Raw genomic sequence first — 16,718 nt, forward strand, 5'->3', positions numbered from 1 at the left:
TGAAAGCCTTTCAAAAATTCAATTCCACTGTCAGGAAAAACGTCCTGCCATCCGAAGGGATAATTCCCGGTCCGGGATAACCGGCGGCCCTTCTGGTATAGTAAAGTTGATCTGTCAGGTTATTGACGCTGGCCTCCAGTTTGACGAATTTGTACAAATAGCTCATCGAAAGGTCCATCACCTGGTACGACGGGATGATGCCTTCCACCGCAGAGGGGGTCCTGACCGCATTGGAGGCATCTGTAAAATGCTCCGCTACATGGGAATATTGATAGGTCATATTGAAATCCCCCAGGCCAAACGTAACCCCCGACCGAACGCTTAAGGGCGGTACCAGCTCTACCCTATTTCCCTCTAGCACCTTTTCCTCTGAACTTTGATAGCGGGCATCAATTACAGAAAGGTTGGTAAATAAATTCAACCTGTATTTTTCGCTCCGCTCCAGCACCCGAAACAGATCCATTTCTCCGAAAGCCTCCAAACCCATACTATAGGCATCAGCCACATTGGTTCGGAAGCGGTATATTCGAAAACTCTCGGGGTCGGTTCGGAGGATCGCTCCTATCCTGTCCTTATATTTCAAATAAAATAAACTGATGTCATAATTAAATTTCCTGTTTTGACTACCACGGATACCCACATCAAAATTATAGCCTCTTTCGTCCTGAATATTTTCGTCCACCACCAAATTCGGATTATTCACCCGGATGTCATTGAAATTGATCGACCGGTAATTCTGTGAAAAATTGGCGTAAAGCTCGTGGTTTTCCCTGGGCTTGTAGCTAAGCCCCAAACCTCCAAATACAAAACTCCTTCTCCTATCCAGCGCTTCGAACACTTTAAAGGTAGAATCTCTGGCAAATCCCGTAACCGGATCAGGCACCAGGGTGCTGCCGGTGTAATAGCCTTCTGCAGCCGTATGAATAGATTCAAACCGGACACCTGGCGTAAGACTGATTTTATCCGTCAGGTTAAAGACGTTTTCGGCAAAGAAGGAGATATTTCTTCCAGGGAAATCATAATCTGCATCCTCCAGGTTATCCGGATTGAGAAAATGAAAATCCGCCTGATCCCCTGCCGGGCCCAGGCCCTGTTTCCTGTCCGTAAAGCCTTTGTAATAGCGGCCTCCGATTAAAAATGCATTTTCCTGCTTTCCCAGCCGATAATTATATATTAATCGGAGCTCGGAGCCAAAGTTGCTGAAATCATCCACAAAAAGATTGCGCTCCAGATCGTCATCCAGCCTGTCAATCCTACCCAAATTGCCGAGTGCATCCCGCCCCCCGATCAGGCCAAAAGTCCTGAGGTTTAGTTTGAGTTGTTGGTTGATTTTATAATCCAATTGGGAAGCCAATAGATTCCAGTTGACCTTAAACCAATTTCTGGACCGGATCGATTGTCTGGGGTTCTGCTCAAATAGCGCGTCGGTAAGTCCCCCTGCCTGCCTGGCGAGGTAATCCATAAGGGTGTATTCCAGTTTTAACCGAAACCTGTCATTTGGCCGGTAGGAAAGAGCCGAATAGGCCATTTTGGAATCAAATTCACTGTTCTCCCGCCAGCCATCTCCTCTTTTATATTGGAAAAATCCATAGTAGTTCCACTTGCCTGCCTGCCCGCCGATACTGCTGAAGGTGTTCAAAAAGCCATAGGAACCCACCGTATTTCTCAGCACCAAATTAAGTTTTTTATCCTCCGGGCCTTCCTTCATGACAAAATTAAGCAAGCCACCAAACTGAGTCCCGTATTGCAAGGAAGCGGCACCACGAACCACCTCAATGCGATCCACTCCTTCTACGGCAGGGGTATAGTAACTCTCCGGGTATCCCAAGGCATCGGCACTGATATCATATCCGTTTTGACGAACATTGAAATGAGAGGTCCGGTTTGGGTCCAAGCCCCTGGCACCTATGCCCAATTGCAAACCTGCACCATCACTTTCATAAATGTTCAATCCCGGAACCTTGGCATATATCTGCCTGGTATTGTTGGTCGCCAGGTTGGCGGTAATATTATTGAGCTGAATGACTTCATTTTTTTTGGCTTCATAAATGGCCGTTCCTTCCACTGCGCCTAACCTGCGGATGCCATAAGCATCGGAATGGTCACCATTGACGATTACCTGACTCAGTTCACCGCTGATCTCCTCCAATTCTATCCTTAGCTGAATAAGCGGCTCATCCGCCCTGATAGACAGGTCTGTGGTGAACATTTTTTTCCCTGAAAAAAACACTTGCAGTATATATTCTCCCTGAGGAATAGCAGCAAGCGTAAAGGCTCCATTCTGATCGGTTACGGTTTGAAATCCGGTTCCCCTTAAAAATACGTTGGCTCCGGGAAGGGATTCACCTAAGCTTTCAACGGTTCCTTCCACCCTAACCTGCGCCTGCAAGGGAAGATAAAATAGGGATAAAAGCAATAGGGTCAGTAAGCGTTTCATAAAGGTTTCTTATAAGGTAAAATCCAGGTTTTAGGAGCAAAACCATCTTCTATTCGGGTCAAGTCGGCCTTGGAATCTATCAATAACTGGTTCTTCCCACCATTTAAACTGACGTATACTTCTGCCCGGATTTCCACTTCCTCAAATCCCTGATCGGCCAGTTTTTGCTTTAGAAAATGGGCAAACTGAAGAATCAAATCCGGTTGGGTTGCCATTTGTTTTTCCTGCATGGGACTGAGGTAATCGCTGGCATAATTTTCCCATTCCCTTCCTGTAACGTTGTCCCTGATATGGAAAATGGCATATCCGGCTTTTTCCATCAACATGACCCTCCAGGAAAAGCGGTAACCCTGCTCCGTCCAGAAAAGATTACCCGGATAAGCATACGCCCGCAGGGGCAAAAGGAGCTGAAGCACCAAAAACCCAGCGAAAAGGCTCCATATCAGGTTTTGGTAGGGTGCTTTATATACTTCATTTGAAGACCTGTAGGTGGTAGTGCTTTTCCTTCGGAAAAGATTCCTGATAAAGGCCGCTACTTTTAAATGGCTTTCTGGAGAAAAGAAAATGGTGGTGGCCAGAATCATGATAAAGGGAAACATCCCTATGGGAAAAAGCAGCCAGGTGGATAAGTGAAAAACCAGTACTGCCAGGTAGGCATAAGGCCTGGTTCTGCTGTAAAAAAGAAAAAATGGAATACTGAGATCGTAGAGGGCCCCAAACCAACTGAAGGCATAAGCCACCCAAAGTTCACTCATCCAGGCTCCAACCAGTGGCAAATGGCTAAACATGGGAAGCCAAATTTTCAGGGGTAGTGCTTCCATCATCCATGCGGGATTCAGCTTTGCCAGGCCCGCATAAAAATAGACCATGCTCAACAGCAATTGAATAATGAGCACATACCCATAGGGAATCCTGGAAATCGTGAAACCTTTCCTTTTTGAATCAACTGAAAAAGCTAAATGAGCGGGCATCCAGAGCATCAAAAATGCAACCAGGCTTACGAAATAATAATGATTGAGGTAATTAGTGACATCGATCAATTCCACATAGGTAAATGAAAGGAAAAAAAGCACTGCGGACACCTTGTAGTAATAGCCCAGCGCAATGCCTAATGCCGACAAAGCCATGGTGAGAAAAAGGAGGTACATCCCTGTTTCACCCGGATTGCTTACCCATGAAAACCCATAATAGCTGAAATGAAATTCGGGCTCTATGTATTGGGTTGCTATCCACCCATTGAATACAAACCTGGCAACACTGATAAACATGATCAAACCAAAAAGCACCCTAAAGTGAACCAGGGGTGCTATTGAAATTGGTTTGTTGATACCATTGATTATCCGCGTTTTCACTTTCTTCATTTAATCTCCATCATTGTCCTGATAGGTAATCAGCACGCCCAGTGCAGAGGAAAATTCTGTTTTGATGAGAATGACCTGCTTTTGCAATTCTTGATGTGCTGCCTCCGCAGGGGCAGGGTTGGTCTGAATGGTCGTTGAAAGCGGAGATGGTACCTGGTCAAGCCTGCCCAGAATCAGGTCAAATTGAGCCAGAATCCGATCGGCCAGCCCCTCGTCTTCACCGGCTCTGATTTCCTGAAGCAATTCATAAAAGCCTTTGCCATCGGTATTTCCCTGCTTTCCAAGATAAAAATCCTTCATTCCTGAAATATGCGCTTGTAAAAGAGGAATCGATTGCTGGCTGTAATAGGCCTCCACATTTCTGGGGATGATCACCCCCTGGGATCTTTTGCCCAGCGGAATACCCATCCGCGCATCTCTACTGAACCGTTCCAGATACTGCGAAAGCGCATTGACCATTTCGCCAAAAGAAGAGCCTACATCGGTACCGTCTTTTTGGATAAACTCCTCCTGATAATTCCCGCCAGAAGGAAGCCATTGGTTGTAGACCAAATCAACTTTATTCAAAATTAGTTGGCTGACGGCCAACAGGTATTCTTTGCGGTTCCCGGCATTTTCATCAATGCTGTATTTTGCGATGATTTCCTCATCGGTATCCGCCAGGCCATAAATCAGATAATCCATGGCAGGCAGTCCTCTGCGATTTGTCGTGCTGAATCCTGTTAAGGAAAACTCACCGGATTCAATCGCATTGTCAATGGAAAAATTGTCGGTGGGAAACGTATTGAACTCCGCTCTTAAGGTCTGGGAAAATGCAGGACCAAATTCCAAAAAAGAGACTTTTTCCCATTGTGAATAGGTGCTTATGAAATCCGTTCGAAGTGCCTCCAGATTGGCTTGATTCGGGTCGGAGGTGAAATTTTTCACCGATTGGTCCAGAAGCGTCATTTGCGCATGGAGGTTTTCATAGCCGGGTATGATCACCGTGCTTGCCAGATTTTCCAAAACAGGTTTTCGGGCAGTCTCCTGCTGCGTTTCCTCCCCCGAATCTTCCACACAGGAAAGTAACAGGCCCATCAGGCCCGTTACCACCAATACTGAAACGAACAGGTGCTTACAATACATCTTCATGATCTTTTAATTCGGGATAAGCTGTGGTTAATTTATCCCTGGCACCTAGCAGGCTTTCAATACTTACAAGCCAGAAATTACCATCCGTGCCCAGGTCAGTATTCAGGATTTCATTGATATCGCTTTGATCAATCTTTTTGCGGGGGCTATATTGAAGGGCACTCACGAAGGTATACGCCTCAGACATGGCATGTAAAAGGTTACCCTGATCTCCGGATGACAAATACCCCATGGAATCATTGATATAGTGCACTGCCGTGGCAGCAGATACCAGTTCGTGCAAATCAATGATCACATCCACCTGCTCACTTTTTACCGTATGGTTGTCGGCTACGATTGCTGCCCTACCTAAAATATAGGCATCCATAAGGGGCTGGCTTACATTGAGTAAATCATCTCTTCCGTCGGTATAGTTGGCCCAGAATCTTTTGTATTCAGGCGATAATGCCGGGTCTCCTTGAGGAAAATCCCTGGGTACTCCCCAGTAACCAAAAGCTTCATCCCAATGATGCTCCATGGCCGTGTAATTTTCCCCTTCCACCAGATTCTCGTTGTCCACTCCCTCTCCAATTTTAGATTCACTGAGATAGGCGTTAAAAATCTGGTCATAAAAAACCGCTCCCATCAGTCCTTTTTCAATGAGCTGGGTAAACTCCCAACCTTTTTCGTTTACATTGACAAAATTCCCGGTAGTACCTCTTTCTACCCTTCCGGCAACACCATTGGCAGCAGCAGTATTGTTGGTCGCAACCTCCTGACTGACTTCAGCTGCCTCCGACATCAACCCCTTGAAAAAATCAATCTGGGCTGCATTGGTTTTGTTTTCCAACTGTTTGGTGCTGGCCTCATTCAAGCCCTGATCGGAAAACGGGTCATTCGTATTGGAATACATGTCCAATAATTTCTGGAACGAAAGTGCTTCTCCCCGGTCTCCGGATACCAGATAACTTTTCATTTCAGAAAGCATGTTCAGGCGATCTGTCTGCCCTTGGTAACTGACAGTAGAGGCTCCATCTCGTTCAAAAACATACGTTTCAGGCGGATTAATGGCTTCATTACCAGGAACATCGTCCTCCATGCAGGAAAATGCCATCAATCCGGAAAAAGCTATGAGCGAAGCTTGTTTGTAATTCATTTCAATTAACGTTTATGCGATCAGGTTTTATTTAGATTAATTATAATATAAGGCAAAGTTAAATTCAGAAAAGTTAAATACAAAAATTATTTAGATTAATTGTAAATAAAATACCGCCTGTTGCAAAAGAATTCTTAGATGAAGATTTTCCGGGAAAATCACGGACAGCAATGCTGATTCCTCCGGGATGCTTGATATCATTACTGGGACCATATCCAGGCCTATTGGGGGATGTTGAATGCGATTTGCAGCGAAAATAGTTCGCATCCTATTCGATAGCGGCGGAAGCCCACATGGCTTGTCCAATTAATCGCAGCTTTATCGAGGATCACCTGGTGATTTTCTCAAGTAAGCAAATTTTTGGATGAAAAATGGATCCAAAGCGCCCTGAAAATTGCTGGCCACTGGGCTAAAAAAGCCACAGTAGAAACTGGTTTGAACCTGATCATTGCGTTGAATCAGCAGGAACAAATAAAAAAACTCAAAAATGGGATGGTTACCTTGAAAAAATGGGTTTGGATCAATGATCCTGGTGGATTCCTCCGGTTGGATTGTTTTTTCAATGGAAAAATGGCTAGGATTGCGGGAGTAACGTTTTTCTTACGTTTTAAATGGGAATGCTGAAAAGTTTATGTTTCTTTAGAGTAGAAGCAGTAAACATTCCCCAGACCCTAAAAGACTCTGAAAGCATGGACCCAAAAAGAAAAGTAAAAATATGCCCTCCCGGTAAAATTGCGGCCGGTCCCAGATCCATCCAATCTGTTGCCCGAAGCATCTGGGAGGAAACCCATGTGGGCAGAGGGATAAAGACCTTGTTTAAACTCAATCAACCCAAGGGCTTTGATTGCCCCAGTTGTGCCTGGCCGGACCCTGATGCCCAGGAGGTATCTAAAATAGCTGAATATTGTGAAAATGGGGCCAAAGCGGTGGCTTGGGAAACGGGCTACAAACGAATACAACCTTCCTTCTTCGAGCAATTTAGCATCAAGGAGTTAGCAGAAAAATCCGACCATTGGCTGGAAAAGCAGGGTCGCCTGACCCAACCCATGGTCCTGGAGGAAAACGCCAGCCATTACCGCCCCATTTCCTGGGAAGAGGCCTTTGCCCTTGTTGCCGATAAACTCAACCAATTGGACCACCCGGATAAAGCCCTGTTCTATACTTCCGGCAGAACGAGCAATGAAGCCGCTTTTCTCTACCAATGTTTTGTCCGGCAATTTGGGACCAATAACCTGCCCGATTGTTCGAATATGTGTCACGAAGCTTCCGGCAAGGCCCTGTCCGAAACCCTTGGGATTGGAAAAGCTTCCGTGACCCTGGCCGACATTCCGGAAGCAGACCTGCTACTGGTGCTGGGGCAAAATCCCGGAACCAATGCGCCGCGGATGCTCACTTCCCTGGAAAAACTAAAACGAAACGGCGGGAAAATCATTATGGTAAACCCTCTTCCCGAAACAGGGCTGATCCAATTCAGAAACCCCCAAAAACCCTGGGAATGGGTGGGCAAACCAACCGTCCTCCATGACCTGCACTTACAAGTAAAACTGAATGGCGACCTGCCCCTTTTAAAAGCCTTGCTCAAAATGCTTTTAGAAGCGGATGCCAACGGTAGCAACAATGTGTTTGACCATGCTTTTATTCAGCAGCAGACCAGCGGCTATGAGGAACTGATCCGACATTTAGGTACCACTGACCTGGAGGAATTAATAGTAGCGAGTGGTGTGCCCGAAGAAAAAATCAGGGAGGCCGCCGAGCTGCTTGCTTCCGGCAAGAAAATCATCATCGCCTGGGCCATGGGCATCACCCAACACCGCAATGCAGAAAATACGATCCGTGAAATCGTCAATATCCTTTTGGTGAAAGGTTCTATTGGCAAAAAAGGGGCCGGAACGCTGCCGGTTAGAGGCCATAGCAACGTGCAAGGGGACCGCACCATGGGCATTTGGGAGAAAATGCCCGATAGCTTCCTGGATCGGTTGGGTAAGGCATTTTCATTCAATCCTCCCAGGCACCACGGTGTTGGCGCGGTGGGCGCGGTGGAAGCCATGCTCTCCGGCAAAGCCCGGGTATTTTTTGGAATGGGAGGCAACTTTGCCCTGGCAGCCCCGGACACCGCCAAGGTATTCCAGGGATTGCAGCAATGTGACCTGACTGTTCAGGTTTCCACCAAGTTAAACCGCAGCCACCTGATCCATGGGAAGACGGCGCTGATACTTCCCTGCCTGGGCCGAACGGAAAAGGATATCAGTTTGGCCGGACCACAGTGGGTCAGTACGGAGGATACGGCTGGCCGGGTTCGCATGTCTCAGGGTGACCTGGAACCCGCATCCGGTCAGCTCAAAAGTGAAGTAGCCATTGTATGCGGTTTGGCAAGGGCTGTCCTGGGAAAAGACAACCCGACGGATTGGGAGGGAATGACGGTCGATTATGACCGAATACGGGACAAAATCGAAGAAGTCATACCGGGATTTGAGCAGTATAATCGACGGGCACGTATTCCTGGAGGATTTTACCTTCCAAACGGCGCCCGGGAAGGTACCTTTCACACCAGGGATCAAAAAGCAAAACTAACGGTCAATCCGCTGCCCGCCTACTTGGCTCCGAAAACTCCCTTTACCCTTATGACCATTCGCAGCCATGACCAGTTCAATACCACGGTGTATGGCTATGATGACCGGTATCGGGGAATTGCCGATAGCCGGGAGGTGGTCATGATGCATGCCGACGACATGCAGGAATACGGGTGCAAGGCTGGAGATCGGGTGAAGCTCACCAGTATCTTTGAAGGGGAGGAACGTACCCTGGAAGGGTTTCAAGTCGTACCCTATGCCATCACGAGGGGCTGCCTGGCGGTTTACTTCCCCGAAGGAAATGTGTTGGTAGCCCTTGGAAACCGCTCCGGCGAGAGCCAGTGCCCGGCTTCCAAGTTTGTAGAAGTTCATTTGGAAATCATGAAGCCATGAGCGGAAACGGAGGGCTTGTAATTCCCTGGACCATCCAAAAGCAAAACCAGGATGGAAAGGAACCCATTTCGGATTTGGTCGCGGTAGAGGAGCCGCTGCAAATCCAATTGGAGTACGAAAAATACGGCGAATGGCATCGCAACGACCTGCTGGTAACCATGAGAAGCCCCGGACAGGATTTTGACCTGGTGATGGGGTTTCTTTTTGCGGAGGGAATCATCCATCAGGAGAAAGAGGTCCTGTGGATTCGCTATTGTCAGCGGGTCAAACCCGAGGAAAAGGGAAATGTGGTTCGGGTCAGGTTGATTCCGGACTTGGATTTTGACCCCGGGAAACTGAATAGAAATTTTTTCGCGCACTCCAGTTGTGGCGTATGCGGGAAAACGGCCATTGATGCGGTGAGCTGCGAAGCGGCTGGATTACCGTTCCATTCGGACCGGAAAATATCGGCGGAAACGGTTCGATCCCTGGCTCAAAAGCTGAATACCGAGCAAACGGGGTTTAATTATACAGGAGGACTCCATGCGGCCGCCCTCTACGACGATACGGGTGATCTGCTTCTACTCCGGGAAGATGTGGGGCGCCACAATGCCCTGGATAAATTGATTGGAGCAGGTCTCAGACAAGGCACTAATCTCCGTAAAAACAAAGTGGTTTTGCTTAGCGGCAGGGTGAGTTTTGAAATGGTGCAAAAAGCAGTAAATGCAGGTATTCAGATATTGGTAGCGTTGGGCGCTCCTACCAGCCTGGCCGTAAGATTAGCCAAAGAAAAAAACCAAACCTTAATTGGATTTCTGAAGAAGGACCGGTTTAATATTTACTGTGGAGAAAAAAGGATAAAATAGTGGGTAAAAAAATCAACAAAATAATACCCACCATTTGCAATGGAAAAATCCATTTCGAAAAGTTTATTTATCACCTTTTACAAAGGTAGAAAGCCTGGGGGTATTAAAAATACCCTGATCCGGGTATTTTTTCTGCATTCTGAGGACCGGTAACGAACCTGTCAAAATAAAAAAGGCCCGAATAACCCGGGCCATTTGAACATCAAATCCGATCGTACCTAAAGGGCATCTGATGGTTCTAAAAATCATCACTTCTCGAGAGCCAAATCGACAACAGGGAGCTGTTATGCCGCCACGGAGGTTTTGCCTGTGGCATCTGCATGAAGCCCGTTTTGCAACATCCATTTTCTTAAACTGGATCGTTCTTCCTGGGTGAGTATTTGATTCGCTTTTCGAAGCTCTTTCCTCAAAAGGCCATAATCAAAACTTACCTTTTTTAAAATCATTTTATAATAATCCAAATAAGAAGTTTTCATAATTCAGGAATCGTTACAATGAATAATAGGTCTTTCTCAGGAAATATCGATTATCTTAATGGGTCTTCTTCAATCCTCTTCCCTTTTCGGAAGGACGAGCGTAAGCATTCCATTTTTACTAATCACATTTTTCATGGCATGTAAGTTTTAAGTAAAACATCAAATTAATTGTTTCAATGGGTTACCTATTGTCAAAAACTGACAACAACCATTAACCATCTGTCAACCCGAATTTCAAATCACATGCCAAATAATTCATGAAAAGAATCCGTCAAAAACGACTGTCAACCTGACAGCCGCTTTGCGTATTTTTGAAATCATTTCACTTAAACCCGACTGTCAGAATGCCATTTGATGAAACTTAGACAGACTCGTCACACAGAGTGGGGATAATTAAGTACAGACCATAAGACCCAAGAATTTCAGCCCTTATTCATAATTAGGATTTTGGGTTATAAGCTCTCTTCCCAAATCAATCTGATTCTGGGGAATGGGGAAATATTCGTTTTTACCTGCTGTAAAGGCCGCCCCACTCAGATGGGGTCTTCGCTCTTTCTCTACTTCAAAGTATGCTGATAAAACCGTTTCCGCCTCATCCCATCGTACCAGGTCAAAAAACCGATGACCTTCATGCGCGAATTCCAACCTTCTTTCCATCTTAAGTGCAGCAAGTGCAGCTTCTTTACCGGCAAAAGGGGTGGTATAGGTGTCAATTAGATAGCTATCCGCTTCGGAGGTACCGTCCAGATTCAGGACCCTGCTTCCGAGTTTAGCACGTTCTCTAACCATGTTGATATACGTTCTGCCTTCTTCTAAATCACCAGTTTGGATGGCCGCTTCGGCTTTCCAGAGTAACAGGTCCGCGTATCGGATAATGTAATAGTTTAAGCTGTTGACGTAAGGCCATATTTGGAGGTGGTGTGGTGAAAGAGCCGATACCATTCGCTTTTTAGGACCGTACGGCCCATAGGTGGCTAAATCTCTTGCCCAGGAAGCCTCGTAATTGATACCCAGATCCAGGTAAGGAATTCCGGGTCGAGCCAGCGTGTGGTCAACTCTGGGATCAAACGATTGGCCCTCTTCGGGAATCACATTATCTCCAACCGGTAGGCCCAGGCTATTCGTTTTGTAGGCATTCACCAAATTTTGACTTGGTCGGAGAAAACCGTATTGCGGATAAAAAGGACCTCCCGGAGCCATTAATCGATCCCCAATAGATCCGTTATAATTATTAGGCGACCCATCATTGATGGCATGTTGTACGGCAAAAATTATTTCCTGTCCATTGTCATTTTCAGGCAAAAACACCTCCCTGAAATTAGGCATCAACTCGTATTGGCCGCTGCTGATTACTTCATCGGCGGCGGCTTCCGCAGCGGACCAATTCTCCTGATACAAATATATTTTTGCCAGATAGGCTTTCGCCGCCCATTTTCCCGGCCTACCGGGCTCTTCAGCGCTTTCAGGTAACCCATCAAATGCCTGATTAAAGTCTTCGGCTATCTTTCCCCAAAGTTCGTCATCACTTAAACTGGTATTGGACACATAGTAATCTTCACTCGTAACTGCTGTTTCGTCCACGTAGGGAATGCGGTTATAGATTTTTTTCAGTTCGAAATAGAAATGTCCTCGCAGAAAATGCATTTCAGCCAGTCGCCGATTAGCCAAGGTTGCCTCCATTTCACCGCTTTCCTGAATCAACCGAATGGCCAGATTTGCTCGCTTGACACCCTCATAAAGTGCGAGCCATTTCCTTTCCACATCTCTGATGGAAGGGTTAGTAAGAAATAGCTCCATCTGATGGATCTGATTCTGGTCACCGGTGCCTCCCCCTCCTTTGTAGGCATCATCCGAAACAACGTCTCCAAAATTCCAGTTCGAAGCCGGAGAATTAAATGCACTAGAGGCATTGTCCATTTGGCCGTTTAAAATACTATAGGCAGAAATAATCGCTCCTTCCAGATTTTCAGGCCTGAGAATTTGATCCGGCGATATTTCACCAATGGGCTCTTCGTCCAAAAAGGCTTCGGAGCAGGAAAAGAGCAATAGCATCAAACCCAATAAACTCAGTATAGATTGTGTATTTTTCATGTCTGTAGATGTTTTCAAAACCTTTTAACGAATCCTTAAAAAGAGACTGCGTTGATTTATAAAGGCTTTCTTTTTATTATAATGTGAGATTTACTCCCAAAGTAACGTTTCTGTTCGGAGGGTAAATGCCCCTGTCCACCCCAATATCCAGGTTGCGCATTTCGGAATCGTAATTTTGTAATCCAATCTCCGGATCCAGCCCCTTATAACCGGTAATGGTAAAGAGGTTTTGCACTTGCAGGTACACCCTTAAATTGCTAAGGCTGTACTTACTCGCCAGGGCCTCGGGAAGGGAATAGCCAATTTGCATGTTTCGCAATCTCAGAAATGACCCGTCGGACACGAAATAGGAACTGGGGCGAATGTTGTTATTCCGGTCATTCAGCGATAAGCGGGGAATGCTGGAATCCATATTGTCCGGACGCCAGGCATCCGCAACCCGAACACTTTTGTTATAGGCACTCAGGTTGAAGAAATCCAGGTAATAGCGGGTAAGGTCATAGGTCTCGTTTCCAAAGCTTCCATAGAAAAAGAAGGAGGCATCAAATTGCTTGTAGTTACCATTAAAATTTAAACCCATGATCAAATCCGGATGAGGGCTACCAATAAAGGTTCTGTCCTGACTATCTATCACACCATCTTCATTTATATCTCTGAATTTTAAATCTCCCGGCTGGGCATTAGGCTGGGTGGCATGAGCTGCAATTTCTTCCTGACCGGAAAAAATACCCAAGGATTCAAATCCATAAAAGGAGGCAATGGGCTGTCCGACTGCTGACCGGGTCACCTCCTGTCCGAAATTCACAGTGTGCAACAGGGAACTGGGAAGGGCAATATAATCTACTTCCTCCGGCAAAGATATTAGCTCGTTTTGAATGGCCGTTAGGTTCAGTCCTATGGAATAGTTAAACTCACCTCGTTCTTTACCAAAATATTGCAGGTTCAACTCTATTCCTTTATTTTGCATTTCCCCTGCATTATCCCAGGTAGAAATATTGGATCCTCCCAACATGGGCGTTAGTGGTCTTTCGATCAGCATGTCCCGGGTAGTTTTGATAAAATAATCCACATTTACTCCAAGCCGATGATTGAACAAGGTGGCATCCAATCCAAGGTTAGTCTGCGTGGTCGTTTCCCATTTCAGATCTGGATTGCCATTTCTTGTTTCGGTTAGCCCTAGGTCCACGCTATTTTGCGAACCGGATACGGGGTAGTTGGAGTAATTGGGGTAGCTTCTGTAGCTGGAAAAAGTCGAATAAGGCGGTATATCCTGATTTCCGGTTTCGCCCCAACCTGCCCTTATCTTCAGGTCATCAACAATAGAAAAATCAAAAAACTCCTCCTCTGAAAGTCGCCAACCTGCGGAAAAGGCAGGAAACGTCCCCCATCGGTTATTTGCCAATTTGGAACTCCCGTCCCTCCGTAATGTTAGAGAAGCCAGGTATTTGTCGGCATACGAATAATTCATTTTGGTAAAGTAGGAAAACAAGGACCAGTCCGATGCGGACCCGGAATTCCGTTGGTCAGCACCATCTCCTGCGTCCAGGTACCTGAAATTCGGATCATCGTACGGAAAACCAAACCTGCTGGCAGAAAAACCCTCCCGATAATAGGAAATCGCTTCGATCCCTGCAAGGAAGCCAATTTGGTGGTCATTAAAACTACGATTATAATTAACCGTATTCGACCATACCCATTCGTATTGGTAGCTGTTAGAGGTACTGATATCGCTCAGTACCCGCTGAGTGTAAATCTCCTCAAAACTAGGATTAAACCTCCGGTAATTATAATTCTCAAAATTGATTCCTAAGTTGGTTTTTACCTCCAGCCCCTCGGCCAATTCAAGTAAGCCGTACACATTACCAAAAAGCTTTAAATTCTTTCTGACATTATCCTTATTTCTGTATAACCTTCCCAGTGGATTTTGGTTATCGCTGGTAGCCGATCCGGCAAAATCTCCATTGATATCGTAGACCGGAGAAATGGAAGGAAATCGGTACGCATCGTATACAACACTTCCCAGGGCAGCATTGGTCGTCACATCGGTATTCCAGGTGTAGGCGGCCGTCAGGTTTTCTCCTATGGTTAGCCGATCCAACACCTTGTACTCGGTATTGAATCTGGCAGACACCCGCTTAAAGTCAGTATGTTTGATTAAACCTTCCTGTTCGAAATAGTTAAAAGAAACGAAATGATTTGCATCGGAAGTGTTTTTCGAGAAATCCAGGTTATACGACTGGATGCGCGCAGGTCTGAATATTTCGGAAACCCAATCTACATCGGCCGAAGGAATGGTTTGCTCCTCGTCTATCCATTCCGGAATCACAGGCTCCGGTCCTGACCCGTACACATCACTGGAGGGCTGTCCGCCATCATTAAGAGTAGCTTCCCAGAGTAACTCACCATACTCCCGGGCATTCAGCATTTCAGGCAGGTTAAAAGCTGTTTGTATTCCCGCATAGCTGTTGAAATTCAGCTTGGTTTCTTCTGACCTACCTTTTTTGGTGGTGATAATCACCACCCCATTTGCTGCCCGAGAACCGTAAATAGACGCAGCGGCCGCATCTTTCAGTACCTGAAAGGTTGCAATATCATTGGGATTAATCATGTTAATTCCAGAAGTAGTCGGAACCCCGTCAATTATGTACAGGGGATCGTTATTGCGAATGGTACCGAAACCCCTTACACGGACGGCTACTCCTCCTCCCGGGGCATTGTCTGAAACCACACTCACCCCGGCGGCCCGGCCCTGAATCATGGCGTCTACGCTAGCCGCAGGGATATTGGATAGTTCTTCCATGTCGATACTGCTAACCGCACCGGTCAGATCCTTTTTCTTTTGGGAACTATAGCCCGTGACGATAAACTCTTCTAAAAATAAATCATCTGCCTGAAGACGGATCTCCAGATAGCTTTGGTTGCCTACCAAAATCTCTTTCGGAATAAATCCCACATAGGAGACCAAAATCTCCTTCTCTTCATCAGTCAGTTGCAGGCTAAATTTTCCGTCAATATCCGTGACCGTCCCTTTGGTGGTTCCCTTGACCGTTACCACAGCACCGATGAGTGCCTGTTCTCCATCGTCATATACCACACCTTCCACCGTGTTTTGCGCCGTTGCGATACTGCTAAATAGCAATAACAACAGGCCTAGTAATCGTAGTTTTTTTCCCATTAGTGATCTTGTTTTATTGAAGTGCAAAGTTCAATAATCGATCTTTAAACAGGATTTATTTGAGGTTATTAATTGATCACTATTTGGATTCGAAGGTAGCTTTAACTTAATAAAAAAATAATGGAGCTCGCAAGACCGGTTTGGTAAAAATTAAAATTTGATGTCCCTAGAAACTGAACAAATCAATGAAAAACAGGTCATTCTGCTCCTTTAAAACGAAACGCAGAAGTCCCTGTAAAATCGGTGCTGAGCATGGAAGGAGCCCAGTATCTTTCTACATGCGCCACTACCATATCAGTGCCCTCAAAATGGCTCACATAAGGAGGCATTTCCGGGTTGTACATGGTATCGGTCATATCCCTCATCAAAACGACATTCTTGTTCAAATTGGCCATCTGCCGGATAGCGAAGGGCCTGCCCAGCACACACATATTTAAATGAACGCCCATGACGACAATATTTTCTATGTCTCTGGATTGGATGATATTGAAGATTTCCTGCCCCTGATCGGATATAAAATCCCCTTCGACAACCTGTATTTCGGGAGTTTGCCGTGTCCAGGCGGTTCTTTCTTCGCAGGGCTCTCCATTGGAACAAGGTTGATCACAACCACCGTCACTGTCATCAATGGGCAAGGGGGCTTCATTATCCGGATCCAGGTAGCACCAGTCATTGATGGGAAAAGCTTCAGGTGCTGCATGGTAGGCTACCGCTTGAGCTGCCTTTCGCTGGGGCGCATCGGTATAAAAATCCATCGTTCCGCTGGGAGCATGGATAATGGTGACCCCTTTCTCCCGGGCTGCAGCGATGGTGGCATTCATGGCAGGTGCCAACTCCCCTACTCGTTTGGTGGCACTCTCGCACCAATGTTGGTCCCACATATCGGTAATGATAAAGGCGGTTTTTGAGGGCTCCCAATCCTCCTCATACTCCCTGGTTTCCCAGGCTACGTTTTCGCTGTTTATAGCGACCTGTTTTCTGAGGTTAACCTGTATCAAATTTGTTTCGGAAGTGATTTCTTCACGGGTGCCGTCATTCCTGCCTTGCCGGCAGGATGACATCATGGCAATCACAAACAATACACAAAAGATAGGTTTCATCGTA

At 46.1% G+C, this 16,718-nt stretch carries 10 protein-coding genes; 2 read left to right on the plus strand and 8 right to left on the minus strand.

Annotation, left to right across the window (positions count from 1 at the left end):
- Positions 1-10: 10 nt before the first annotated feature.
- The 4 genes from GJQ68_RS03395 to GJQ68_RS03410 are packed head-to-tail and all read right to left on the minus strand — an operon-like array spanning position 11 to position 6,064.
- Entirely contained in the window at positions 11-2,437 is a 2,427-nt protein-coding gene (locus tag GJQ68_RS03395) for a TonB-dependent receptor (protein WP_162415905.1), read from the minus strand.
- Positions 2,434-3,798, minus strand: coding sequence for an HTTM domain-containing protein (locus tag GJQ68_RS03400; RefSeq protein ID WP_162415906.1), 1,365 nt, complete (start codon positions 3,796-3,798; stop codon positions 2,434-2,436). The genes GJQ68_RS03395 and GJQ68_RS03400 overlap by 4 nt, the downstream gene beginning before the upstream one ends.
- On the minus strand, positions 3,799-4,923 hold the full coding sequence (locus tag GJQ68_RS03405; RefSeq protein ID WP_162415907.1) for an imelysin family protein: 1,125 nt from the start codon (positions 4,921-4,923) through the stop codon (positions 3,799-3,801).
- Positions 4,913-6,064, minus strand: coding sequence for a DUF4856 domain-containing protein (locus GJQ68_RS03410; protein ID WP_235941036.1), 1,152 nt, complete (start codon positions 6,062-6,064; stop codon positions 4,913-4,915). The genes GJQ68_RS03405 and GJQ68_RS03410 overlap by 11 nt, the downstream gene beginning before the upstream one ends.
- Positions 6,065-6,681: 617 nt before the next feature.
- Here GJQ68_RS03410 and GJQ68_RS03415 point away from each other — a divergent pair.
- Both GJQ68_RS03415 and fdhD read left to right on the plus strand, forming a co-directional pair.
- Complete coding sequence (locus GJQ68_RS03415) at positions 6,682-9,027, plus strand: FdhF/YdeP family oxidoreductase (protein ID WP_235941038.1); 2,346 nt, start codon at positions 6,682-6,684, stop codon at positions 9,025-9,027.
- Positions 9,024-9,872 (plus strand): formate dehydrogenase accessory sulfurtransferase FdhD, encoded by an 849-nt coding sequence (gene fdhD, locus GJQ68_RS03420; protein WP_162415909.1) that lies wholly within the window; start codon positions 9,024-9,026, stop codon positions 9,870-9,872. The genes GJQ68_RS03415 and fdhD overlap by 4 nt, the downstream gene beginning before the upstream one ends.
- A 284-nt stretch (positions 9,873-10,156) precedes the next feature.
- Here fdhD and GJQ68_RS03425 read toward each other — a convergent pair whose 3' ends face one another.
- The 4 genes from GJQ68_RS03425 to GJQ68_RS03440 all read right to left on the minus strand — a co-directional run bounded on the left by GJQ68_RS03425 (position 10,157) and on the right by GJQ68_RS03440 (position 16,714).
- Positions 10,157-10,348 carry a hypothetical protein gene (locus GJQ68_RS03425; RefSeq protein WP_162415910.1) on the minus strand — a complete coding sequence of 64 codons (192 nt, stop codon included), beginning with the start codon at positions 10,346-10,348 and terminating at the stop codon, positions 10,157-10,159.
- Between the two features lie 429 nt (positions 10,349-10,777).
- Positions 10,778-12,439 (minus strand): RagB/SusD family nutrient uptake outer membrane protein, encoded by a 1,662-nt coding sequence (locus tag GJQ68_RS03430; protein WP_162415911.1) that lies wholly within the window; start codon positions 12,437-12,439, stop codon positions 10,778-10,780.
- A 76-nt stretch (positions 12,440-12,515) separates the two neighbouring features.
- The gene (locus GJQ68_RS03435; RefSeq protein WP_162415912.1) at positions 12,516-15,614 is read right to left on the minus strand and encodes a SusC/RagA family TonB-linked outer membrane protein; all 3,099 of its coding nucleotides are present in this window, start codon (positions 15,612-15,614) and stop codon (positions 12,516-12,518) included.
- A 197-nt stretch (positions 15,615-15,811) separates the two neighbouring features.
- Entirely contained in the window at positions 15,812-16,714 is a 903-nt protein-coding gene (locus tag GJQ68_RS03440; protein WP_162415913.1) for an isochorismatase family protein, read from the minus strand.
- Positions 16,715-16,718 lie beyond the last annotated feature (4 nt).

The sequence above is a fragment of the Cyclobacterium roseum genome, from assembly GCF_010119225.1.
Classification (GTDB): Bacteria; Bacteroidota; Bacteroidia; order Cytophagales; family Cyclobacteriaceae; genus Cyclobacterium; species Cyclobacterium roseum.

What these genes read in the sequence shown, in the direction of transcription:
- GJQ68_RS03395 (WP_162415905.1), bottom strand. Translation starts at nt 2,437, where the DNA reads ATGAAACGCTTACTGACCCTATTGCTTTTATCCCTATTTTATCTTCCC.
- GJQ68_RS03400 (WP_162415906.1), bottom strand. Translation starts at nt 3,798, where the DNA reads ATGAAGAAAGTGAAAACGCGGATAATCAATGGTATCAACAAACCAATT.
- GJQ68_RS03405 (WP_162415907.1), bottom strand. Translation starts at nt 4,923, where the DNA reads ATGTATTGTAAGCACCTGTTCGTTTCAGTATTGGTGGTAACGGGCCTG.
- GJQ68_RS03410 (WP_235941036.1), bottom strand. Translation starts at nt 6,064, where the DNA reads ATGAATTACAAACAAGCTTCGCTCATAGCTTTTTCCGGATTGATGGCA.
- GJQ68_RS03415 (WP_235941038.1), top strand. Translation starts at nt 6,682, where the DNA reads ATGCTGAAAAGTTTATGTTTCTTTAGAGTAGAAGCAGTAAACATTCCC.
- fdhD (WP_162415909.1), top strand. Translation starts at nt 9,024, where the DNA reads ATGAGCGGAAACGGAGGGCTTGTAATTCCCTGGACCATCCAAAAGCAA.
- GJQ68_RS03425 (WP_162415910.1), bottom strand. Translation starts at nt 10,348, where the DNA reads ATGAAAACTTCTTATTTGGATTATTATAAAATGATTTTAAAAAAGGTA.
- GJQ68_RS03430 (WP_162415911.1), bottom strand. Translation starts at nt 12,439, where the DNA reads ATGAAAAATACACAATCTATACTGAGTTTATTGGGTTTGATGCTATTG.
- GJQ68_RS03435 (WP_162415912.1), bottom strand. Translation starts at nt 15,614, where the DNA reads ATGGGAAAAAAACTACGATTACTAGGCCTGTTGTTATTGCTATTTAGC.
- GJQ68_RS03440 (WP_162415913.1), bottom strand. Translation starts at nt 16,714, where the DNA reads ATGAAACCTATCTTTTGTGTATTGTTTGTGATTGCCATGATGTCATCC.